Origin of the sequence: Streptosporangium sp. NPDC049078 (genome assembly GCF_040648855.1) — a bacterium.
Lineage (GTDB): Bacteria > Actinomycetota > Actinomycetes > Streptosporangiales > Streptosporangiaceae > Streptosporangium.
In genome coordinates this window covers 35,529-59,916 of the sequence record NZ_JBEZEL010000017.1, presented here as the reverse complement: position 1 = coordinate 59,916, position 24,388 = coordinate 35,529, and the positions used below count along the sequence as shown (strand labels likewise).

The following is a 24,388-nucleotide window of genomic DNA, read 5'->3' as shown; positions in this document are numbered from 1 at the left end:
CGATCTCGCGGGTCACCGGCCGGGCTCCCCGGGGAGCGGGATCTTTTCCTCGCCACCTGAGTTAGGTTAGGCTAACTTTAATCGCGTGTCTCCTTCCGTGAAGAGCGCGTACCTCGCCAAACGGCTCACCGGTCTGTTCCTGCTGGGTGGCCTGCTGCTGCTCGCCGTGCTGGCCGGAATCGTGATCGGCGCCAAGCACATCCCGCCGGGCCAGGCATTGGCCGGAGTGTTCTCCCCGGACGGCTCGGAGAACGCGCTGATCATCCAGGAGCTGCGGCTGCCGCGCACCCTGCTCGGGGTCGCCGTGGGGGCGGCGCTCGGACTGGCGGGCGCGCTCATGCAGGCGCTGACCCGCAACCCGCTGGCCGAGCCGGGCCTGCTCGGCGTCAACGGCGGCGCGGCGGTGGCGGTCGTGACGGTGATCGGTCTCTTCCGGGTGGACGACGTCCTCGTCTACGTGTGGGCGGCGTTCCTCGGGGCCGCCGGAGCCGCGCTGCTCGTCTACCTGATCGGGGCGCGCGGCCGTTCCGGCGCCACACCCGCGCGGCTCGTCCTCGCGGGCGCCGGGATCAACGCGGTGTTCAGCTCGCTGACGGCGGGGATGATGCTGCTCAGCCCGCGCAGTTTCAACGGCTTCCGCTTCTGGCAGGTGGGCTCGCTGTCCGGGCGTGACCTCGCCCTCTTCGTGCGGATCGGCCCGTTCCTGCTGGCGGGAACGGTGCTGGCGCTTCTCCTGGCGCGCCCGCTCAACGCCCTCGCCCTGGGGGAGGACACCGGGCGCGCACTGGGTGCCAGGCCGGGCAGGACCCGCGCGCTGGGGGCGCTCGCGATCGTGGTGCTGTGCGGTGCCGCCACGGCGGCGGTGGGCCCGATCGCGTTCGTCGGGCTGGCGGTGCCCTTCATGGTCAGGGCGCTGGTCGGCCCCGACCAGCGCTGGGTGCTGCCGTACTCGCTGCTGCTGGCGCCGGTGCTGATGCTCGCCGCCGACGTCCTCGGGCGCGTGGTCGCGGCGCCCGGCGAACTGGAGACGGGCATCGTCACCGCGTTCCTCGGCGCCCCCCTCCTGGCCCTGATGGTCCGTCGCGGAAGGGTTCCCCAGCTGTGAGCACGAGTCGTGTCCTGCGCGTCGGGGCGATGTCCCTGCGATGGGAGCCGCGCGTCGTCGTGGTGTGTGCCGCGCTGGTGGCCCTCGCGCTGGGGACGGCGATGGCGGTGGTCGGCAGCGGTGACTTCCCCGTCTCCGCCGCCGAGGTGGTGGGGGCGCTGACCGGTCGGGGGGAGCGGGCCACGGAGTTCATCGTGCTCACGTTGCGCCTGCCCAGGGCGCTCACCGGCCTGCTCGCCGGCGCGGCGCTCGGCCTGAGCGGGGCCGTCTTCCAGAGCATCACGCGCAACCCGCTGGGCAGCCCGGACATCATCGGGTTCACCACGGGGTCGGCGACCGGCGCGCTGCTGCAGATCCTGGTCATCGGCGGCGGCGCCTTCGCCGTCGCGGTCGGCTCCGTCCTCGGCGCGGTGCTGACCGCGCTCGCCGTCTACCTGGTCGCCTACCGGGGTGGGGTGCACGGTTACCGGCTGGTCCTGGTCGGGGTCGCCGCGGCCGCGATGCTCGAGGCGTTCAACGCCTACCTCGTCACCCGAGCCGAGCTGCGCGAGGCGTACGAGGCGGCGTTCTGGCTCACCGGCAGCCTGAACGGCAGGGGCTGGCCGCACGCGTGGCCACTCGCCCTGGCGATGGCCGTCCTCGTACCGGCCGCGCTGGCCTTCGGGGGCCGGTTGCGCATGGGCGAGCTCGGGGACGACGCGGCCCAGGCGCTCGGTGTGCCCGTCCAGCGGACGCGGGCCGCGCTCGTGGTGATCGGGGTGGGGCTGGTGGCGGTGGCGACCGCGGCGGTGGGCCCGGTCCCGTTCGTCGCGCTCGCCGCGCCTCAGCTGGCGCGCGGACTCACCCGCAAGCCCGGTACGCAGCTCGTACCGGCCGCGCTGATGGGCGCGACGCTGCTCGTGCTCAGCGACCTGGTGACGTTGCACCTGCCGGTCGCGGTGCCGGTCGGCGTGGTCACCGGGATCCTCGGCGGCGTCTATCTGGTCTGGCTGCTCTCGACCGAGGGAGTGCGAGGGCGGGCGTGAGCAGCCGGGTGTTTTCGAGGCGACGGCATGCTGAGGGTTCCGGTCGGCCGTGGCGACGAGAGAGGCCGCGCCTCCTGGATCGTGCGAGCCGTCATGAGACGCGCGTTGACGACCCAACGCTCCTAAATTAGGTTAGCCTTACCTGACTTAAGGGGAGCTTCGTGCTGACCAGGGAAGAACTGCACCGTTCGCTGACGGACCTGCTCGGAGAGCGGGTGGAGGCACACGACAATCTCATCGAGCTGGGCATGGACTCGATCCAGCTGATGGGATTGACCGGCCGCCTGCGCCGCCTCGGTGTCGAGGTCGGCTTCGCCGAACTCGCGCGGCGGCCCACGCTGGCCGAGTGGTGGGAACTGCTCGCCGAGCGCGGCGCCATCGCGCCGCACCCGCTTCCGTCCCCGAACTCCGCTTCCGAGTCTGTTTCCGGGTCCGCTCCCGGGACCAAGGCCGGTTCCGCTTCGGATTCCGGGATCGAGTCCGGCTCCGGCTCCAGATTCGGTTCCGGTGCCGCCCTCGACGGCGTTCCCGCCCCTGCCGCGGAACGGGGGGACGCGGAACCGGACGGGTCGTTCCCTCTCGCGCTCATGCAGCACGCCTACTGGATCGGCCGGGACTCCGGCCAGTCGCTCGGCTCCGTCGCCGCGCACCTCTACGTGGAACTCGACGGCCGCGAGATCGACCCCGCCCGGTTGGAGGCGGCCGTCGTGGCACTCGCCGAGCGGCATCCGATGCTGAGGGTCGCGATCTCCGACGAGGGAACCCAGCGCATCCTGCCGGAGCGGCCGGGCCCCGCCGTCACGGTGCACGACCTGCGCGCCGTGCCGGACCCCGCCGGGGAGCTGGAACGGCTGCGCGCCGAGATGTCCACCCAGCGGCTCCCCATCGAGACGGGCCGGGTCTTCGACGTGCGGTTGAGCCTGCTGCCTTCCGGCGCGACGCGGCTGCATCTGGACGTCGACATGGTCGCCGCCGACGCGATGAGCTACCGCACGCTGCTGGCCGACCTCGCGGCGCTGTACGAGGGCGAGAACCTGCCGCCGATCGGCTACGGCTACGCGCGCTATCTCGCCGCCGACCCGCGCGCCGAGGCACGCGACCGCGACCGGCGCTGGTGGGGTGAGCGGCTCGGCGAGATGTCGGGGCCACCCGAGCTGCCGGTCGTGCCGCAACCGGGCGACCGCGTCGTCCGCAAGCACCACTGGCTGCCTCCCGAGGACAGGCGGCGGCTCATCGCCCGCGCCCACCGCGAGGGTGTCACCCCCGCGATGGCGCTCGCCGCCGTCTTCGCCGAGGTGATGGGCGCCTGGTCGGCGACCCCGCGCTTCCTGCTGAACCTGCCGCTGTTCCACCGCGAGCCGATCCACCCCGACGTGGACGCCGTGGTCGGCGACTTCACCGGTTCCATCCTGCTTGAGGCCGACCTGTCGAGGGAGTTGCCGTTCACCGAGCGCGCCCGCGAGGTTCAGACGCTGATGCACACGGCCGGTGAGCACAGCGACTACTCCGGCCTGGAGGTGCTGCGGGATCTGTCGAGGTCGCGGGGCGAGCAGGTGCTCGCCCCGATCGTCTACACCAGCGCGCTCAACCTCGGCGAGCTGTTCGGCGACCGGGCGCGGCGCAGCTTCGGAGAACCGGGATGGATCATCTCCCAGGGGCCGCAGGTGCTCCTGGACGCCCAGGTCACCGAGGTCTCCGGCGGACTGCTGCTGAACTGGGACGTGCGCGACCCCGCCTTCCCCGAAGGCGTCGCCGACGCGATGTTCGCCGCCTACACGGGGGCGATCACCCGTCTGGGCGCGCCGGACGCCGACTGGAGCGAGCCGCTGCGGATCGGCGCCTCGCCGGACCGGCTACGCCTGCGGCACGAGCTCAACGCCCAGCCACCGCCGCCCGCGCGGACGCTGCACGAGGAGTTCTTCGCGCGGGCGCGCCGCACCCCCGGCCTCCCCGCGCTGCACTGGGGCGGCGATGGCACGGGCGGCACTCGTGGCGCCGACGACGTCGATGGCGATGGCGATGGCGGCACGCTCACGTACGGTGAGCTGGCCGACCGCGCCCTGCGCGTCGCCGCCCATCTCGTGGAACGGGGGGTGCGGCCGGGTGACCGGGTCTCGGTCGAGCTGCCCAAGGGGCCGGACCAGGCCGTGGCGGTGCTCGGCGTGCTGGCGGCCGGGGCCGCGTACGTGCCCGTCGGAACGGGGCAGCCCGCCGTCCGGCGGGAGAGGATCCTCAGGACGGCCGGGGTCGCGGTCTCGCTCACCTCGGCCGTGACGCACCCCGCGCCGCTGGACGAGCCGGTGCCCGTCCCGCCCGGCCAGGTCGGCTACGTGCTGTACACCTCCGGCTCCACCGGGGAGCCCAAGGGCGTCGAGGTCTCGCACCGGGCCGCGATGAACACGATCGGCGATCTGGTCGAGCGGTTCTCGATCGGCGAGGCGGACGTGTCACTCGCCGTGTCGGCCCTCGACTTCGACCTGTCGGTGTTCGACCTGTTCGCTCTCTGGTCGGCCGGCGGCGCCGTGGCGATCCCGCTGGAGGACGACCGTCGCGACGCCACCCGCTGGGCCGGACTGGTCGAGCGGTGGTCGGTGACCGTGCTGAACTGCGTGCCGTCGGTGCTGGAGATGCTGCTGCGCACCGGCCCCGCGCCCAGCCTGCGCCTGGTCCTGCTCGGCGGCGACCGGGTCGGCACGCACCTGCCCGCGCTGCTGCGGGAACGCTCGCCGGGAGCACGGTTCGTCGCGCTCGGCGGTACGACGGAGACCGCCATCCACTCGACCGTGATCGAGGTCGACGGCGAGGTGCCCGCGGACTGGACGGCGGTCCCGTACGGCGTCCCGTTGCGCGGGGTGGCCTGCCGGGTCGTCGACGAGGCCGGGCGCGACCGCCCCGACTGGGCGCAGGGCGAGCTGTGGATCGGCGGCGCGGGGGTCGCGGACGGCTACAGCGGCGACGCCGAGCGCACCGCCGACCGGTTCGTCGTCCACGAGGGCATCCGCTGGTACCGGACCGGGGACATGGCCCGCTACCGGCCCGACGGCACGCTGGAGTTCCTGGGACGGCGCGACCACCAGGTGAAGGTGCGCGGGTTCCGGATCGAACTCGGCGAGGTCGAGACGGCGCTGGAGAGCCACCCCCGGGTGCGCCGCGCCGTCGCGCTCCTCGCCGACTCGCGCCTGGCCGCCGCGGTCGTGCTCGCCGGGGAGGCTGACCAGGAGGCGGAGCCGCACAAGACGGCGCAGGAGAAGACCGGGACGGAGGAGACGGGACGGGAAAGGGCGGGCCTGGAGAAGACCGGGCGGGGAAAGACGGGGCCCGAGGAGAGCGCGACACGAGAACTGCTCGCCCACGTGCGAAAACTGCTGCCCCCGCACATGGTTCCCGACCTCCTGGTGCCCCTGGCGGCGCTCCCGCTCACCGCGAACAACAAGGTGGACCGCAAGGCGCTCGCCGCCCTCGTCGCAGCGGCGGCAGGGGAGACGGGCACGCCCTACACGGCGCCGGGCACGGCGCTGGAGCGGGTGCTCGCCCGGGTCGTCGGCGAGGTGCTCGGCGTGCCGAGGGTCGGCGCGCACGACGACATCTTCGCGCTCGGCGGTGACTCGGTGCTGGCCACCACCGTCATCGCGCGGCTGCGCGAGGCACTCGACGCCTCCTCGCTCCCGCTGCGGGCGCTGTTCACCGAGCGGACCGTGTCGCGCGTCGCCCGCCGGTTCGTCGAGGTGGAGGAGGTCCCCGGCAGGCTGGAGGCGGTCGCCGAGATCTGGCTCATGGTCGAGGACATGTCGGAGGACGAGCTCACCGAGCGCCTGGGCGCGGGGGAGTCCGGCTGACGCTCCGCGACCACCCCCGGCGGGACGTGACCGCCGGGGGTGGGCGCGGTAACCGGTGCCGGTCGCCCGGGACCGCGCCTCCGGTGCGACCATCCCCTCCGCTCACGAGCGGAGGGAATGGTCGTCGCGGTCAGCGGACGGGGGAGAGCCTCAGCACCGCCTTGCCCCGGGAGAGCGAGACCACCCGTACGCCGATGCCGTTGACCGACCCCGTCGAACGGAGGCCGAGCACCGCCTGCGAGGTGACACCGGGGCCGGTGGCCCGTACCCGCACGAAATCCCGGCCGAAGGAGACGGACAGCCGGGTGACGCCGAATCGAGGGCTGACCCGGAACCGCACCGCCTTCGAGATGGTGAGCTTGCACCTTCCGTCGTAACACGCTCGGAGGTTCGGGCCGGTGGCCTTCCCTCGCGCGACGGCGCCCGTCGCCGGGGCGGCGGCCGAAACCGGTGCGAGGGCGACCGTTGGCGTTTCCGCCGGGGTCAGGCCGGACTGCGCCGGTGCGGTGCCGCCGGTCAGGGCGACGAGCAGCAGGAGGGCGGCGGTCGTCTGAGGCATGTTCTTCCTCTCGTCGTTCCTGCGGTTTCCCCCAGAGGCCGGGCCGTGGTTCGTCGGGTGGGCGTCACCGGCGGTCCTGCGCCGGCACGGGACATGAGGGGTTTGCTGTCGCTTCTCACGATCTGGCAAGAGCGGTCGTTTTTCCAGTCGTTTCTTCGCGGTGCCTTTGCCTAGACGGTTCTCAACCCGGCCGGCGCGGCTCGGCGTCCCCGGACCGGGCCTTTCCCGGTTCGGTGTCCTGCGGGTCGGTCCTCAGGGTCGCGCCGCGCAGGCCGGTGAGCGTGAGGGCGAGGCCGAGGGCGAGGGCGGCGCTGGCCGCGCCGTACACGACGATCGCGGTGCCGGGTGCGAGGTAGCGGCCGAGGACGCCCGCGCCGAGCGCGCCGACGGCCTCGCCGCCGGTCTCCTGGGCGGCCCACAGGGCGTTCACCCGTCCGAGGTAACCGTCGGGGGTGTGCGCCTGGATGAGGCCGTAGCGGAGGATCTCCTCGACGGACGCGACGAGGCCGTACCCGAAGAGGATCGCGACGGCGAGCGCCGGGTGGGTCGCCAGCCCGAGGCAGGCGAGCAGTGCGAAGCCGCAGACCGAGGCGACGAGCAGCGCCTTGCCCGGCGCGCGTGACCGTCCGGTCCAACCGCTGGTGACCGAGCCGAGCACCGCGCCGCAGGCGGGCGCGGCGTAGAGCAGGCCGATCGTGGCCGGGCCGCCGCCCAGCCGCAGGGTGGCGAACGCGGGCATGAGCACCGGGATACCGCCCGCCACCATGAACAGCAGGCCGAGCAGCATGAGCGAGCCGACCACGCGGTGCGAGGCCACGAACCGCAGCCCCGAGCCGATCGCTCTGAGCGGGTTCTCCGTGACCTCGACGGCCGGTCTGAGCGCGGGCAACCTCGTCAGCAGGCCGAGGGTGGCGAGCGTTCCCACGGCCGCTGCCGCGTAGTTCCACCCGACGCCGAACGCCGACACGGTCAGGCCGCCGAGCGCGGGGGAGAGCATCGAACCGAGCCGTACGGTCAGCGCGTTGAGCGCGCCCGCCGCGACCAGCTTGTCGGGAGGAACGAGGGCGGGGGTCGCGGCGAGCAGCGCGGTCACGCTGACGCCGGTCGCGAGCCCGTCCCAGGCGGCGAGCACGTAGATCGCCGCGAGCGAGGGGGAGGGCAGGAAGGCGTTCAGCGTCAGCAGCGCGAAGCCGATACCGGCGGCGGTGCGTGCGACGAGCATCAACCGGCGCCGGTCGTGCCGGTCGGCGAGCACACCGCCCCACAGGAATCCCGCGAGCAGCGCGAAGCCCTCGGCCGAGGAGACCGCGCCGACGTGCACGGTCGATCCGGTCATCGCGTAGACCTGTACGGGCACCCCGACCATCAGCATGCCGATCCCGAAGACCGACACGGTGCGCGCCACGAACACGTCGCGGAAGGCTCTGCTGCTCCGGAGCGGGCTGATGTCCATGGCCAGACGGCGCAGCATCTTCGGGGTTCTCCTCACCGAACACAGTGGATAAGGTGAGGCTAACCTTAGTTGACCTTAGGGAAAGAGGACAGACCAGTGCAGCGGGTCCTTATGAACGGAAAAATCCACCGTGCCACCGTGACCCAGGCGGATTTGCACTACGTGGGTTCCCTGACGATCGACGCCGACCTGATGGCCGCCGCCGACATCGTCGAAGGTGAGCAGGTCCATGTCGTCGACATCGACAACGGCGCCCGCCTGGTCACCTACGCGATCACCGGCGAGGCGGGCAGCGGGGTGATCGGCGTCAACGGCGCGGCGGCCCACCTGGTCCACCCCGGACACCTGGTCATCGTCATCTCGTACGGGAACTTCGACGACGCGGAGGCGCGGGCGCACCGGCCCAAGGTCGTGCACGTGGACGGAGCCAACCGCGTCGTCGCGCTCGGCGGCGACCCGGCCGAGCCGGTCGCGGGCGCGGTGGCCCAGATCGCGGGGAGGTGACCCGTGGAGGGATTCACCCCCTGGCCACAGGAGGTCGCGGCGCGCTACCTGGCGGAGGGCTACTGGAGCGACCGGCCGCTCGGCGACGTGCTGAACGGGGGCGACCCCGAGCGGACCGCGCTCGTGGCCGGGGACGAGCGACTCACCTACGCCGAGCTGGACCGCCGGGCCGAGCGCACCGCCGCGGGTTTCGCGCGGCTGGGCATCCGGCGCGGTGACCGCGTCGTGGTGCAACTGCCCAACACCACCTCATTCGTCGTCGTCTTCCTCGCCCTCGTCCGGATCGGTGCCGCCCCGGTGCTCGCCCTGCCCGCGCACCGCAGCAGCGAGATCGGTTACCTGTGCGAGCTGAGCGAGGCGAGGGCGTACGTCATCCCGGACGCGCACGGCGGATTCGACTACCGCGACCTGGCCCGCTCGCTGGCCGTGGAGCACGTCGTGGTGGACGGGGACGCCCAGGAGTTCCTCGCCCTCGCCGACCTCGACACCGACCTCGACCGTGGCTCCGCCCTTGACTCCGACCGAACTCCCGGTCGCGACACCGCCCCCGATCACGGCCTCGTCTCCGGACCCGTGTCGTACGAGCGGCCGGATCCGGCCGACGTGGGGGTGTTCCTGCTCTCCGGCGGCACCACCGGACTTCCGAAGCTGATCCCGCGCACCCACCGCGACTACGTCTACAACCTGGAGGCGAGCGCCGAGGTCTGCGGCTTCACCCGCGAGACCGTCTACCTCGTGGTGCTCCCGGTCGCGCACAACTTCGCGCTCGCCTGCCCCGGGGTGCTGGGGGTGTTTGCCAAGGGCGGCACCGTCGTCCTCGCCCCCTCCGGGTCACCCGACGAGGCGTTCCCCCTCATCGAGCGGGAGCGGGTGACGGTGTGCGCGGTGGTGCCGCCCATCGCGCTGCTCTGGCTTGAGGCGGCATCCTGGTCGCGGGAGGACCTGTCGTCGCTCCGGCTGCTGCAGGTGGGCGGGGCCAAGTTCGCCGCCGAGCGGGCCGAGCGGGTTCCCGGCGTGCTGGGTTGCGCGGTGCAGCAGGTGTTCGGAATGGCCGAGGGGTTGCTCAACTACACCCGGCTGGACGATCCCCGCGAGCTGGTCGACACCACGCAGGGCAGGCCGCTGTCCCCGGCCGACGAGATCCTCGTGGTCGACTCCGACGGCGCGGAGGTCGCCCCCGGCGAGGTCGGGGAGCTGCTCACCCGCGGTCCGTACACCCTGCGCGGCTACTACCGCGCACCGGAGCACAACGCGCGCTCCTTCACCACCGACGGCTTCTACCGGACCGGAGACCTGGTGCGGGTGCTCCCCTCGGGACACCTCGTCGTGGAGGGCCGCGACAAGGACCAGATCAACCGGGGCGGTGACAAGATCTCGGCAGAGGAACTGGAGAACCACCTGCTCGCCCATCCGGCGGTGCACGACGTCGCGGTGGTCGGCATCCCGGACCCGGTGATGGGGGAGCGGACCTGCGCCTTCCTGATCGTGCGGGACCAGGCGCCGACCCTCAGGGAGATCAAGCGGTTCCTCAGGGAGCGCGGTGTGGCCGGATACAAGTGGCCCGACCGCGTCGAGCCGGTCGAGGCGTTCCCCCGCACTCCGGTCGGCAAGATCAGCAAGAAGGAGCTCGCCGCGAGCCTGCGCTGAGCTCCTCCGCTTCTCAGGTGCGCGGGACCACGTACGGGGCGATGCTGGAGAGCTTCTCGCAGGTCTCCTCGTACTCCCGTTCCGGCGTCGAACCCGACACGATGCCGGCGCCGGCCCGCAGCCAGGCCCGGCCGTTCTCGCTGTAGACGGCGCGCAGCACCAGGGCGGCGTCCATCGCCCCGTCGTGTGAGACAGCGAGGACGGCTCCGGCGTAGAGCCCTCGGGGCTCCTCAAGTCTGGCGATCGCGTCGACGGCCGCCGGCTTGGGGATGCCAGAGGCGGTCACGCCGGGAAACAGCGCGTCGAGCGCGTCCCAGCCGGTGCGGCCGGGCGCCAGCTCACCGCTGACACTTGATCCCAGGTGCTGCACGCTGCCGCGTTCCTTCACCGCCATGAAGCCGGTGACCCGGACCGTGCCGGGCACGCACACCCGGTACAGCTCGTCCTGCGACGCGCGTACGGATACCGCGTGCTCGAAGATCTCCTTGGGGTCGTTCTCCAGCTCGTGGCGGGTCCGCGAGTCCACGTTCTCACCTTGGCCGAAGGCGCGCGTGCCGGCGAGCGGCTGGGTCGTCACCGTGCCGTGCCCGTCGACGCCCGCCAGCACCTCGGGACTGAACCCGGCGGCCTGGAAGCCTTCCAGGTCGAGGAGGAACGAGCGGGCCGGGGTGTTGGCGGCACGGCCGCACGCGTACGTCGCGACGACGTCGACGGGGAACGGGATCGGCAGCCGCCGGGAGACGATGACCTTCTCGTAGAGCCCGGCGTCGATCTCGGAGATCGCCTGGGCGACCCGCGACCTGTAGAGGTCGCCGCCGGTGCGCACGTCGACCGGCGACGGCGACGACGGCGATCCGGGGACGACCTGTCCGGACAGCAGCTCGGCGACCCGCTCGGCCTCCTCGGCGTCCATGCTCACCACCAGCGCGCGCCCCGCCTCGACGCGCACCTCGGTGCGCGGCACGACCAGGTGGGCGAGCCTGCCCGCGGGGGCGAGCGCGGCGAACTCGAACGCGATCCAGCCGTAGGCGTTCCACGCCGGCCACGGGGCGGTCCGCAGCGCCGCCTCCAGCGCCGCGGCCGGTCGGCCCGACCACGGCTCGTCGAACCGGTCCACCGGGTCGAGCGGGTCCAGCGCGTGCAGCGGATCCAGCGGGTCCAGGGGGTCCGGCGCGTGCGCGGGGCCGGCGGAGGCCGGGGAGGGGGCGTCCAGCCAGCGGCTGCGGACGACTCCGGGTTCGAGGATCACCTCACCCGCCACCCCGCCCGCGAAGGTCCACAGGTCCGGCCGCTCGTACACGACGTAGTCGTCGAACAGCCCGGACCGGGCCAGGTGGGTGACCAGGCGCAACGGGTCGGCCGCGCTCTCGACGACTATCTCCGTGCGCGTCTGATCCGTGCGGACACCAGAGGACAAGGAACCCACCCCTTTATGAAAACGGACAACTTCCAGCAATTTAGGTAAGGCTAACCTTGTGTGGATTTAAGAGGCAAGGCTAACCTAAGTCGCGATGCGGGACAGAGCGCCCGACCCCCGGCCACTAAGGACGTTGAGCGTGCGGGAACAGCGGCAGGACGTCGCGCAGCGGCGCGAACTGATGCGGCGGATGATGACCGAGGCGGGGCTCGGACCCGGCAGGGACCGGATCACCCCACGCGCCGGTGACGGCCCCGCCCCGCTGTCGTACGCGCAGCAGAGCATGTGGCTGCACCACCGGACGTTCCCCTCCAGCCCCGCCTACAACGTCTGCCTGCTGGTACGCATGTCGGGCGCGCTCGACCCCGAGGCGCTCCGCGAGGCGCTGCGCGCGCTCCTGCGCAGGCACGCCGTGCTGCGCACCGTCTACGACGAGAACGACGACGGGACGCCGGTGCAGTACGTCCTCGCCGACGATTCCCTCGACCTGCCGGTGCGTGACCATGCCACCGACGCCACCGACGCCACCGACGCCACCGACGCCACCGACGACGCCGAGGCGTACGCCGAGCGGCTCGCGGCGCTCCCCTTCGACCTGCGCGCCGAGCGGCCGATCCGGCTCGAACTGCTCAGGCTCGGCGTCGACAGGTACGCCCTGGTCCTGGTCGTGCACCACATCGCCTGGGACGGCATGACCTGGGGTTCGCTCTCACGGGACCTGTCGGCCCTGTACCGCGCGGCCGTCTCCGGTGAGCCGGACGGCCTGCCCACGCTCACCGTCCACTATCCCGACTACGCCGACTGGGAGCAGAACCGCCCGCACCCGGCCGAGGAGATGGACTACTGGCGGCGGCGCCTCGACCCGCCGCCCGCGCCCCTGGACCTGCCCGCCGACCGCCCGCGCGGCGCGACCGCCTCCGAGCGCGGCGGACGCAGGGCCCGCCGCTTCGACGACACCGTCACCGACGGCATGCGGAAACTGGCCGCAGGGGAGAACCTCACCCCGTACATGGTGATGCTCGCCGCCCACGCCGTGCTCCTGCACCGCTACACCGGCGCGACCGACATCGCGATCGGTTCGGCGGTGATGAACCGCGAGCACACCGAGATCGAGCGGCTGGCCGGGAACTTCGGCAACACCCTCGTGCTGCGCACCGACCTGTCCGGTGCCCCCACCTTCCGCGAGGTCCTGCGCCGGGTCCGCGACACCTGCACCGAGGGGTTCGCGCACCGGACACTGCCCTACGACACGATCGTGCGGGAGCTGCGGCCCGCCCGCAGGCGCGGCGGCTCGCCGTTCTTCGACACCATGCTGCTCTTTCTCGCCCAGGAGATCGGCGACCTGGACCTACCGGGCGTCACCACGGGCTGGACGCACATCCACAACGGCACCACCCACTTCGACCTGTCGCTGGAGGCATTCGTCAGGCCCCGGGGGATGACCGTCGAGGCCACCTTCCGTCGCGAGCTGTTCGACGACGAGCGCATCGACGCGCTCCTCGGCCATCTGGAGACGCTGCTCGGCGACGCGGTGAGCCGCCCGGACCGGCGGATCGCCGACCTGAAGCTGCTCGGTGCGGCCGAGGCGGCCCTGCTGGAGGAGTGGAACGACACCGCGCGGCCCGTCGAGGACACGACGGTGACCTCCCTGTTCGAGGAGCAGGCCGCCCGCACTCCCGGCGCGGTCGCCGTCGAGGGCACTGGCGATGGCACTGGCGGGGCCACGCTCACCTACGCCGAGCTGGACCTGCGGGCCTCGGCCCTCGCCCGGGTGCTGTGCGAGCGCGGCGCGGGACCCGGCCGGGTCGTCGCCCTGGCCCTGCCCCGCACCCCCGACCTGGTGGTCGCGCTGCTCGCCGTGCTGAAGTCCGGCGCCGCCTACCTGCCGCTGGACCTGGACCACCCGGCCGACCGGATCGCCTACATGATCCGGGACGCCGCCCCGCTCTGCGCGATCGCGACCCCGGAGACGGCCGCCCTCATCCCGCGGGGAACCGAGACGCTGACACCCCGGACGCTGACAACCGAGCCCTTGCCCCAGGACGGTGCGCTCCGCTTCGCCCATGTCCCCCCGGTGCTCGCCGCCCCCCGCGCCGAGACGCCGACACCGGACGACACGTTCCCCGACGCGCACCCCGGGCCGACCGCAGGCCAGGAGCCGTATCCGGTCCGAGGCGGCGACCTGGCGTACGTCATCTACACCTCGGGTTCGACCGGCCGGCCCAAGGGCGTGGCCGTCCCGCACACCGCGCTCACCGCGTTCCTGCTCACCATGAGGGAGCGTCTCGCCCTGGACGCCGCCGACCGGCTGGTCGCGGTGACCACGATCGCGTTCGACATCGCCGCGCTGGAGCTGTACGTGCCGCTGATCAGCGGCGCGACCGTCGTGCTCGCCGGGCGCGAGAGCGTACGCGACCCGGCGGCGCTGGGCGCGCTGCTCACCGGGGCGACGATCGTCCAGGGCACCCCGTCACTGCTGGGCTCGCTGGACCCGGCCGCGCTGCGCGGGCTGCGGGTGCTCGTCGGTGGTGAGGCCCTTCCGGCGGCGCTCGCCGGAACCCTCCACGCGGTGGCGGCGTCGGCCGTCAACGTGTACGGGCCGACCGAGGCGACGATCTGGGCGACCTCCGCCGAACTGCCGTCCTCGGGGATCGGCAGGCCGTTCCCCAACACCCGCGCCCACGTCCTGGACGCCGCGCTGCGTCCCGCCCCGATCGGTGTCCCCGGCGAGCTCTACCTCGCCGGGACGCAGCTGGCGCGCGGCTACGCGGGCAGGCCGGGCCTCACCGCGGAACGCTTCGTCGCCGACCCCTTCGGCCCGCCGGGCGAGCGCATGTACCGCACCGGCGACCTGGCACGCCGGTGCCGCGACGGATCGCTGGAATACCTGGGACGCACCGACGACCAGGTGAAGATCCGCGGGTTCCGCATCGAGCCCGCCGAGGTGCAGGCCGTGCTCGCCGCCCACCCCGGCGTCGTCCAGGCCGCCGTCGTGGTCCGCGAGGACGCGCCCGGCGAGAAGCGGCTCGTCGCGTACGTGGTGCCGAGCGGAGACCTCGATGACCTCGACGAGGCGGACCTTCGGGCGACGGCGACCGAGACGCTGCCCGAGTACATGCTTCCCTCGGCGATCGTCCGGCTTGAGGCACTGCCTCGTACCGTCAACGGCAAGCTCGACCGGGCCGCGCTGCCCGCGCCCGAGGCGCGGGTGTCGAGCCGAGGTCCGCACGACGACCGAGAGGCGGCGCTGTGCGCGGTCTTCGCCGAGACCCTCGGCCTGCGCACCGTGGGCATCGACGACGACTTCTTCGCCCTGGGCGGCCACTCCCTGCTGGCCACCCGCCTCGCCGGGCGGGTGCGCGCCGCGCTCGACGCCGAGCTCACCATCGCCGACGTCTTCGAGGCGCCCACGGTCGCCACGCTCGCGCCCAGGCTGGTACGGGGCACCCGGCCGAGGGTCCGCGACGTGAGCAGGCCCGAGATCGTGCCCGCCTCTCCCGCCCAGCGCGGCTTCTGGTTCGAGGAACGCCTGCGCGGCCCCTCGGCCGCCGACGCGCTGCCGCTGGGCCTGCGCCTGTACGGGCCGGTCGACGTCGACGCGCTGCGCGCCGCGTTCGCCGACGTCGTCACCCGGCACGAGGCGCTGCGCACCCTGCTGGAGGAGGGCCCCGACGGGCTGCCGGTCCAGCGCGTCCTCGACACCTTCGAGGTCGCCTTCGACGTGGTGGACGCGCGCGGCCGGCCGGAGGAACGGCTGCGCGCGGCCGAGACGAGGGCCGCCTCGCACGTCTTCGACCTCGGGACCGACCTGCCCATCCGGGCCACCCTGCTGCGGGTCCGTGCCGAGGAGTCCGTGCTGGTGATACTCCAGCACCACGCCGCCGCCGACGAGTGGTCGTTCACCCCGCTGCTCGCCGACCTGTCACGCGCCTACACCGCCCGCAGGACGGGCACCGCGCCCGACTGGGCGCCGCTGCCCGTGCGGTACGCCGACTACGCCGTCTGGCGGAACGAGTCCCCGGCTCCCGCGGACCGGCTCGACTTCTGGGAACGGGCACTGCGCGGGCTGCCCGAGGAGAGCACGCCACCTGCCGACCGGCCCCGCCCCGCCGAGGCGAGCCACCGGGGCGGGCTGGTACCGTTCCGGCTGCCTTCGGCCGGGGCGCGACGGCTCGCCCTGGAGACCGGCACCAGCGTCTTCATGGTCCTGCACGCCGCCGTCGCCGCGCTCCTGCACCGGGCCGGAGCGGGCGACGACCTGGCGCTCGGCTCGCCCGTCGCGGGCCGTACCGACGCGGACCTCGCGGACCTGGTCGGCGTGTTCGTCAACCTCGTCGTGCTGCGCACCGACCTGACCGGCGACCCCACCTTCACCGAACTCCTGGAGCGGGTCCGCCGCACCGACCTGGCCGCGTTCTCCAACGCGGACGTGTCGTTCGAGCAGGTGGTGGAGCGGCTCGCCCCCGAACGCTCACTCGCCCGCAGTCCGCTGTTCCAGGTGATGATCGTCCATCAGCGGCTGGAGGACGTGCGGCTGCGGCTGCCCGGCGTACGCGCGGAACCGTTCCTTCCCGAGACCGGCGGCGTCAAGTTCGACCTGGACGTCTACTTCGCCGAGGGCGAGGAACTGATCGAGGGGTTCGTCGCCTACGCCACGGACCTCTTCGACGCCGAGACCGTCACCGGCATGATCGCCGACCTCGGCGAGCTGCTCGACCAGGTCACCGAGGACCCGGCGCGGCGCCTGTCGTCGCTCCGCGCCCCGCTCGGGCCGCTCGCGGGACCCGGCCCCGTGGACGGGGTCGCCCCGCTCACCGTCGCCCAGCGGATCGAGGCGCAGGTGGCGCGCACCCCGCACGCCACCGCCGTCATCTGCGGTGACGTCCGCGGTGACGTCCGTGGCGACGGCGGGATCACGCTCAGCTACGCCGAGCTCGACGAGCGCGCCGAGGCCCTCGCCGACCGGCTCGCCGCGGCGGGGGCGGGCCCCGAGGAGATCGTCGCGATCGCGCTGCCCCGCTCGGCCGAGTTCGTCGTCGCCCTGCTCGCCGTGCTCAAGACCGGCGCGGCCTACCTGCCGATCGACACGACCTACCCGCGCTCCAGGATCGACCTGATGCTCGACACCGCCGGGCCCCTGCTCGTCCTCGGCGTGGACGAGCCGCCGTCGGACGCCCCGCCTCGCGCGAGGACTCCGATCCTCCCCGACCACCCCGCGTACGTGATCTTCACTTCGGGGTCCACCGGGACCCCGAAGGCCGTCGTCGGCACCCAACGGGCCCTGGCCAACCGGCTCGCCTGGGGTGCGGACCTCGCCACCGTCGGCGTGCGGGTCGCCAAGAGCTCACCGGCCTTCATCGACGGCACTACCGAGCTGCTCGGCGGCCTCGTCGCCGGTGACACCGTCGTCGTCGCGGACGACGACACCGCCACCGACGCGGTCGCCCTCGCCGAGCTGATCCACCGCCACGGTGTGAACCTGGTGACGGTCGTGCCGAGCCTGCTGGCCGCGCTCATGGAGAACGAGGAGAGGGAGAAGACGGGGGAGGCCGCACGCAACGAACGGCTCGGAGAAAACGGTGAGCCCGGGGAGAGCGCGCGCAACGGGGAAGTCGGAGAAGCCAAGGAGCCGCAGGAGCCTCGGGAGTGTCGGGAGCCCGGGAAGAGCGCGCCGAGCGGGAGGCTCGGCTCGGTGACCACCTGGGTGAGCAGCGGTGAGGCGCTGCCCGCCACCCTGGCCCGGCGGGTCCCCGCCCGGCTGGTCAACCTGTACGGCTGCTCGGAGGCGGCCGGGGACAGCCTGATCGCCGAGGGCGGCGGCGGACTGGTCCCGATCGCCAACACCGTGGCGTACGTCCTGGACGCCGGGCTCCGCGAGGTCGCGGTCGGCGAACTCTACCTCGCCGGGGACGGCCTGGCGCGCGGGTATCTCAAGGACCCGGCCCGCACCGCCGAGCGGTTCGTGGCCAGCCCCTTCGGCCCGCCGGGATCGCGGCTCTACCGCACCGGCGACCGGGTGCGCCGCCGCCGCGACGGCGGCCTGGACTTCCTGGGCCGGGCCGACGACCAGGTCAAGATCCGGGGCTTCCGCGTCGAGCCGGGAGAGGTCGAGGCGGTGCTCGCCGCACAGCCCGGTGTGCGCCAGGCGGCCGTGGCGGCCCGCTCGGGGCCGCGCCTCGTCGGCTACGTCGTGGGTGACCCCGGTTCCGAACCCGACCTGGACGCGCTGCGGCTCCGGCTCGAAGAGATCCTGCCGGATCACCTCGTCCCCGCCGTGCTCGTCGGCCTCGACCGGCTGCCGCGCACTCCCAACGGCAAGCTCGACCGCCGCGCGCTGCCCGAGCCCGCCGTCCGCGAGGGCAGGGCACCGCGAACCGGCACCGAGCGCGCCGTCGCCCGGCTCGTCGCCGAGACCCTCGGGCGGGACGGCGTCAACGCCGACGACGACTTCTTCCGCACCGGTGGCGACAGCATCAGCGCGGCCCTGCTGGTGGGACGTGCCCGCCGGGCCGGGTTCCCCTTCGCCGTCCGTGACGTCTTCCGGCTGCGTACCGTCGAGGCCCTGGCCAAGGTCGCGGACCTTTCCCGGCCGCCCGCCGAGGTCGTGGCGGACGGTCCGGTGCGGGCGCGGGCCGAGCTGCCGCTCTCGCCTTTGCAGGAAGGACTGCTCTTCCACCTGATGCTGGCCGGTGGGGACCGGGACATCTACGTCCAGCAGGCCGTGGTGACCCTGGCGGGTCCTGTCGATCCCGACCGGCTGGCCGGAGCCGCGCGCGAGGTGCTGCTGAAGTTCCCCAACCTGCGGGCCGGGTTCCGCACCGACGGCGGCCGCAGCGTGCAGTTCGTCCCCGAACGCTTCGAGGTCGACTGGACCTACGCCGAGACCGGTGACCAGCGGGCGCTGGAGGAGTTCGTCGAGGCACAGCGCGCCCGGCCGTTCGTCCCCGGCGAGCCGCCGCTGATCCGCTTCGCGCTGGCCAGGGTGGGCGAGGACGACTTCCGGCTGGTGCTCACCTCCGAGCTGATCCTGCTGGACGGCTGGTCGGGTGGCCTGCTCGTCACCTCGCTGCTGGAGTTCTACACCGACGCCGGCACCGAGCGCGCCCGGCCCGTGACCCCCTTCCACGCCTACCTCGACTGGGTGAACGGGCAGGACCGGCAGGCCACGATCAAGACGTGGGGCCGTGCCCTCGAAGGGCTCGACGAGCCGACCCTGCTGCGGCCGGACCTGATCGACCGGCCCGCCGACCTCACCACCGCGGGGGAGATCCACCGTGCGCTGCCCGACGGCCTCGCCGCCCGGCTCGACGCCCGCGCCCGCGAGTCCGGCCTCACCCTCGGCGCCCTGTACGAGAGCGCCTGGGGGCTGCTCCTGACCGCTCTCACCGGCCGCGACGACGTGGTCTTCGGCGTCTCGGTGTCCGGCCGCCACCCCGACGTCGACGGCGTCGAGTCCGTCGTCGGCCTGCTGTTCAACACCGTCCCGGTCCGGATGCGCGCCTCGGCGGCCGATCCGCTGCGCACCGTCCTGGAACGGGTGCAGACGTTCACCTCGGAGCTGTTCGACCACTCCTACGTCGCGCTCGCCGACGTGCAGCGGGTGGCGGGCCTCGGGACCCTCTTCGACACCCTCTTCGTGTTCCAGAACTTCCCCGGCATGCCCACCGGACGCGGCTTCGGCCCCGGCGGCGATGTGCGGGTGACCGGCCGTCAGGTGCGCGACGCGACCCACTACCCGCTCACCATGGTCGTCGAGCCCGGCGCCGGCCTGCGGGTCATGTATCGGGGCGACGCCTTCACCGAGACCGAGGCGAGGCGTCTCACCGACCGGTACGTACGCCTCCTGGAGACCGTCGCCGCCGAACCCGACACCCCCTGCCACCGGCTCGACCCGCTCCTGCCCGACGAGCACGACCGGCTGCGCCGCGACTGGGCCGAGGCCGAACGGCCCGTCCCCGACCTCACCATCGCCGAACTCCTCGCCGAGCAGGCCGCGCGCACCCCGGACGAGCTCGCCCTGGTCTCCCAGCCGGACACGCGACTCACCTACGCCGAGCTGGACGCCGCCGCCAACCGCCTCGCCCGGCTGCTGAAGGCGCACGGCGCGGGCCCGGAACGGGTGGTCGCCCTCGCCCTGCCCCGGTCCGCCGAGATGGTCGTCGCGCTGTTCGCGGTGCTCAAGACGGGCGCCGCCTACCTTCCCCTGGAACTGGACTACCCGGCGGAGCGGCTCGACTTCATGCTGGCCGACGCCGCCCCCGTCTGCCTGGTCTCGCACCGCGACATCGCCGCCGGGCTGGCGAACCCCGGCGCCTCGATCCCGCTCGACGACCCCGCCGTGCGGGAGACGCTGGCGGGCCTGCCCGGCACCGGCCTGACGGACGAGGAACTGCCCGGCTTCGGCAGGGACGCGCCGGGACGGCTGGAGCACCCGGCATATGTGATCTACACCTCGGGGTCGACCGGACGTCCCAAGGGGGTGGTCACCCCCTACCGGGGTCTGACCAACATGCAGTTCAACCACCGGGCCAACATCTTCGACCCGGTGGTGGCCTCGGCCGGGCGGCGGCTGCGGATCGCGCACACCGTGTCGTTCTCCTTCGACATGTCGTGGGAGGAACTCCTCTGGCTCATCGAGGGCCACGAGGTGCACGTCTGCGACGAGGAGCTGCGGCGCGACGCCGAGGCGCTCACCGAATACCTGCGGCGTCACCGCGTCGACGTCGTCAACGTGACGCCGACCTACGCCCAGCAGCTCCTGGAGGAGGGGCTGCTGGACGGCGAGCACCGCCCGCCGCTCGTGCTGCTGGGCGGCGAGGCCGTCCCGGCCGCCGTGTGGGACCGGCTCGCGGAGGCCGAGGGGGTGCTGGGCTACAACCTCTACGGCCCGACCGAGTACACCATCAACACGCTGGGCGGAGGCACCGAGGACAGCGCCACCCCCACGGTCGGCAGGCCGATCTGGAACACCCGGGGCTACGTGCTCGACGGCTGGCTGCGCCCGGTACCGCCGGGCACGCCGGGAGAGCTCTACATCGCCGGGGCGGGTCTGGCCAGGGGCTACCTCGACCGGCCGGGCCTGACCGCCGAGCGGTTCGTCGCCGACCCGTTCGGCGGCGGCCGGATGTATCGCACCGGAGACCTCGTACGGGTGCGCCGGGACGGCAACATCGACTTCCTCGGCCGTACCGACGAGCAGGTGAAGATCCGCGGTTACCGGGTCGAGCTGGAGGAGGTCGAGACCGCGCTCGCCGCCGAGCCGGGTGTGGGGCAGGCCGCCGTCGTCGCCGTCGGCACCGAGGTGCCCGGCGTGAAGCGCCTCATCGGCTACGTGGTGCCCGACGGAGCCGCGCGGCCCGACGCCGAGCGCGAGCACCTGGCCGAGTGGCGGCAGATCTACGACGCCGAGTACACCGAGATCGGCACCGCCGTCCACACCGAGGACTTCGCGGGCTGGGACAGCAGCTACGACGGGTCGCCGATCCCGCTGGAGCACATGCGCGAGTGGCGTGACACCACCGTGGCCCGCGTCGAGGCCCTCGGACCCCGGCGGGTGCTGGAGGTCGGCGTGGGCACCGGCCTGCTGCTGTCGCGGCTCGCCCCCGGCTGCGACGAGTACTGGGGCACCGACTTCGCGGCGCCCGTCATCGCCAAGCTCCGGGCCGACCTCGGCCCCGGCTCGCCGGTACGCCTGAGCTGCCAGGCCGCGCACGACACCACCGGCCTGCCCGCGGGCCACTTCGACACGATCGTCGTCAACTCCGTGGTCCAGTACTTCCCGAGCGCCGGATACCTCGCCGACGTGATCGCCGCCGCGATGGACCTGCTCGCCCCCGGTGGCGCGCTGTTCGTGGGCGACGTGCGCGACCTGCGGTCGGTACGCTGCCTGCACGCGGCGATCCGGCTCGGCCGGGGCGACGACGACGGTTCCGGTGTCGGTACGGCGGCGATCGACCGGGCCGTGCGGATGGAGAAGGAGCTCCTGCTCGACCCCGCGTTCTTCACCGCCCTCGGCCTGGCCGCGCGGGTGGAGATCCGCACCAAGCGGGGCGTCCACCACAACGAGCTCAGCAGGCACCGCTACGACGTGACCCTGTGGAAGTCACCCGCCGCGAACCCCACCGCGAACCCTGCCGTGAACCTCGCCGCGCGGACCGGCGCACCGCTCGACCCGCAAACCGACCCGCAAACCGACCCGCGGACCGACCCGCGGACCGATGCGCGTCCGGTCGCGTCGCCCGCGGGGACCACGGTCGTGGACTGGGCGGGAATGGAGGACCTGACGGCCCGCCTCGCCGCCCGCTCCGGGCCGCTGCGGATGCGTGCCATCCCCGACCCCAGGCTCTCGGCCGAACTCGCCGCGCTGCGCGCGCTGGAGGGCGGCGCCTCGTACCGCCAGGCGCGCGAGCTGCTCCAGGACCCCCCGAGAGGGATCGAGCCCGAACTGCTGTACGCGCTCGATGCCGGTGTGGTGACCACCCCGTCGGACGAGATCGGCCACTACGACGCCGTCTTCGGCGGAGGGGCCGCCTTCCTCCCCGCGGACCCGGAGCGCGGGCCCGCGTCCTACGCGAACAACCCGGCGGCGGCCCGCGACCACGGGGCGCTCGCCGCGCGGGTGCGCGAAGGACTCAAGAGGCGGCTGCCCGGCTACATGGTGCCGAGCGCGGTCGTCACGCTGGACGCGCTGCCGCTCACCGTCAACGGCAAGCTGGACCGGCGGGCGCTGCCCGCCCCCGACCGGCAGGGACCGCGCGGGTCGGGCCGCGCGGCCAGGACCGCCGTGGAACACCTGCTGTGCACCCTGTTCGGCGAGGTGCTCGACGTCCCCGGCGTCGGCGTGGACGACGACTTCTTCGACCTGGGCGGGCACTCGCTGCTGGCGACCCGGCTCGTCGGCAGGGTCCGCGCGGTGCTGCGCACCGAGCTCGCGATCCGTGACCTGTTCGAGGCGCCGAACGTCGCCGAGCTGGCCACCCGGCTGCACGACAGGGCCGGTGTCACGCTCAGGCCCCCGCTGGTGGCGGGGAAACGGCCGGCGCGCGTCCCGCTGTCGTACGCGCAGCGCAGGCTCTGGCTGCTCGACCAGATCCTGCGCGAGGACGACGGGCCGCGCGAGGCGTACCACCTGCCGCTGGCCGTGCACCTGAGCGGCGAACTGGACGTGGACGCGCTGCGGGCCGCGATCGGCGACGTGACGGCGCGGCACGAGAGCCTGCGTACCGTCTTCGCCGAGCACGAGGGGGTGCCCTACCAGCGGATCCTGCCGCCGGAGGCCGCGCGTCCCGTCTTGGAGATCACCACCTGCTCGCCCGAGGAGGTGATCGCGCGGCCGTTCGACCTCGCCACCGAGATCCCGTTGCGAGTCGCGCTCATTCCCGCGAGGCCCGCGAGGTCCGCCGAGGCCGTGGAGGCCGTGGAGGCCGCGAGGTCCGCTGAGTTCACGGAAACCGAAGAGCTCACGAGGGCCGAGGTGTTCGGGCGAACCGCGGAATCGGGCGGGGAGGAGGAGCACCTACTGCTCGCCGTCTTCCATCACATCGCGTTCGACGAGTGGTCCTTCGGGCCGTTCGCCAGGGACGTGGCGCGCGCCTACGCCGCGAGGCTGGAGGGAAGGGCACCGGACGAGGGGCCGGACGGCACGCCGGGGTGGAAGCCGCCCGCCGTGCAGTACGCCGACTACACGCTCTGGCAGCGTGAGCTGCTCGGTGACCCCGCCGACCCGGGCAGCCCGCACGCCCGCCAGCTCGCCTACTGGACCGGGGCCCTGGCGGGCATGCCGGAGGAGATCCCGCTGCCGGTGGACCGGCCCAGGCCCGCCACCGTCGGCCAGCGCGGCGGGTCCACGACCAGGCGGCTGCCGCCTCCGCTGGTCGGGCGGCTCCGCGAGCTGGCGCGCGATGCCCAGGTGAGCATGTTCATGGTCTGCCAGAGCGCGGTCGCCGCGCTGTTGCACCGCACGGGAGCGGGGGAGGACATCCCGCTGGGCAGCCCGGTCGCGGGTCGTACCGACGAGGCGGCCGGTGATTTGGTCGGCTTCTTCGTCAACACGCTCGTGCTGCGCGCCGACACCTCGGGGGACCCCTCCTTCGCCGAACTGCTCGCCCGGGTCCGTGACACCGACCTGGCCGGGCTCGCCAACCAGGACCTGCCGTTCGAGGTGCTCGTCGAGGCCCTGCGGCCATCTCGGGTCCCCGGCCGCAACCCGCTGTTCCAGGTGATGGTCGGCTATGAGAACCAGTCGATGGGCGACGTGCGCTTTCCCGGGCTGCGGCAGCGGGAGGCGCTCTTCAGCCCGCCCGCGGCGAAGTTCGACCTCGACTTCATCTTCCGGGAGAGGGGGGAGGGGCTCCATCTGGTCGTCGACTACTCGGCCGACCTGTTCGACCGGGCCACGATCGACACGATGATCGAGGCGCTCGTCGGCGTGCTGGAGACCGTCGCGGCCGACCCCGGGACGCGTCTGAGCGACCTGCCCGTGACGCTCACGGCCCGTACGGTCACCGGCCACGGACACGGCGGCGCCGACGGCGACGGTGGCGCGACTCGGCGCGACGACGACCGCGAGGCGATGCTGTGCAGGGCGTTCGCCGAGGTCCTGGAGGTGGACGCGGTCGGCCCGCACGACAACTTCTTCGACCTGGGCGGGCACTCGCTGCTCGTCATGGGGTTGGTGCGCCGCATCCGGCGGGAGCCGGGATGCGGCGGAGTGAAGGTCGCGACGCTCATGACGGCCCAGACCGTCGCGGAACTCCTGAACCACCTGGAATGAGGCGCTTCCCCCAACCGCCAAAGCTTGTTAACTTAGGCGAGGCTAACCTAACTCTTAGCGCCCTCTCGGG

General features: G+C 73.3%; 9 protein-coding genes. 6 read left to right on the top strand and 3 right to left on the bottom strand.

Annotation, left to right across the window (positions count from 1 at the left end; genetic code table 11):
* Nucleotides 1-85: 85 nt before the first annotated feature.
* From AB0B90_RS27820 to AB0B90_RS27810, 3 genes are all read left to right on the top strand, one after another.
* Nucleotides 86-1,105 (top strand): iron chelate uptake ABC transporter family permease subunit, encoded by a 1,020-nt coding sequence (locus AB0B90_RS27820; RefSeq protein ID WP_350947274.1) that lies wholly within the window; start codon nt 86-88, stop codon nt 1,103-1,105.
* Entirely contained in the window at nt 1,102-2,130 is a 1,029-nt protein-coding gene (locus tag AB0B90_RS27815; protein WP_350947275.1) for an iron chelate uptake ABC transporter family permease subunit, read from the top strand. The genes AB0B90_RS27820 and AB0B90_RS27815 overlap by 4 nt, the downstream gene beginning before the upstream one ends.
* A gap of 161 nt (nt 2,131-2,291) precedes the next feature.
* Nucleotides 2,292-5,966, top strand: coding sequence for an amino acid adenylation domain-containing protein (locus AB0B90_RS27810; protein ID WP_362925619.1), 3,675 nt, complete (start codon nt 2,292-2,294; stop codon nt 5,964-5,966).
* Between the two features lie 130 nt (nt 5,967-6,096).
* Here the strand turns inward: AB0B90_RS27810 and AB0B90_RS27805 are convergent, their stop codons facing one another.
* Nucleotides 6,097-6,525, bottom strand: coding sequence for a hypothetical protein (locus tag AB0B90_RS27805; RefSeq protein WP_350947277.1), 429 nt, complete (start codon nt 6,523-6,525; stop codon nt 6,097-6,099).
* 181 nt (nt 6,526-6,706) lie between these two features.
* Nucleotides 6,707-7,996 carry an enterobactin transporter EntS gene (gene entS / locus AB0B90_RS27800; protein WP_362925617.1) on the bottom strand — a complete coding sequence of 430 codons (1,290 nt, stop codon included), beginning with the start codon at nt 7,994-7,996 and terminating at the stop codon, nt 6,707-6,709.
* Nucleotides 7,997-8,074: 78 nt separating this feature from the next.
* On the opposite strand from entS, the gene panD reads away from it, so the two are divergent.
* Together panD and AB0B90_RS27790 are read left to right on the top strand one after the other, a co-directional pair.
* A complete protein-coding gene (gene panD / locus AB0B90_RS27795) occupies nt 8,075-8,482 on the top strand; it encodes an aspartate 1-decarboxylase (protein ID WP_350947279.1) in 408 nt (135 codons plus the stop codon).
* 3 nt (nt 8,483-8,485) lie between these two features.
* The gene (locus AB0B90_RS27790; protein ID WP_350947280.1) at nt 8,486-10,129 is read left to right on the top strand and encodes an AMP-binding protein; all 1,644 of its coding nucleotides are present in this window, start codon (nt 8,486-8,488) and stop codon (nt 10,127-10,129) included.
* A 13-nt stretch (nt 10,130-10,142) separates the two neighbouring features.
* Here the strand turns inward: AB0B90_RS27790 and AB0B90_RS27785 are convergent, their stop codons facing one another.
* Entirely contained in the window at nt 10,143-11,546 is a 1,404-nt protein-coding gene (locus AB0B90_RS27785; RefSeq protein WP_362925614.1) for a salicylate synthase, read from the bottom strand.
* 139 nt (nt 11,547-11,685) lie between these two features.
* On the opposite strand from AB0B90_RS27785, the gene AB0B90_RS27780 reads away from it, so the two are divergent.
* On the top strand, nt 11,686-24,318 hold the full coding sequence (locus AB0B90_RS27780) for an amino acid adenylation domain-containing protein (protein WP_362925612.1): 12,633 nt from the start codon (nt 11,686-11,688) through the stop codon (nt 24,316-24,318).
* The last annotated feature ends 70 nt before the right edge of the window (nt 24,319-24,388 follow it).